The sequence below is a fragment of the Flavobacterium potami genome (genome assembly GCF_020026915.1).
GTDB lineage: Bacteria > Bacteroidota > Bacteroidia > Flavobacteriales > Flavobacteriaceae > Flavobacterium > Flavobacterium potami.
On record NZ_JAINUY010000115.1, the window covers coordinates 1 to 207 of the forward strand.

The 207-nt window shown below is 53.6% G+C and carries 1 protein-coding gene; it reads left to right on the top strand.

The window, feature by feature from the left end:
* The coding region (locus tag K6T82_RS24490; protein ID WP_223711688.1) for a hypothetical protein at positions 1–207 on the top strand (207 nt) is incomplete at both ends.

A 207-nucleotide genomic window follows, 5' to 3' on the forward strand; every position in this document is an offset into this window, starting at 1 on the left:
AACAAGAAACCAAACCCCTACTGTTTCCAACGCAGGATCAAACCAGACCCAGTGCGAAACGGCTACGGCGACCCTTGCGGGTAACGCGCCTACGGTTGGTACTGGAACGTGGACACTGGTAAGCGGTACGGGAACAATCACTACGCCATCATCAAATACATCAGGAGTAACGGCTCTGGGCTACGGTGCTAACGTATTCCGTTGGAC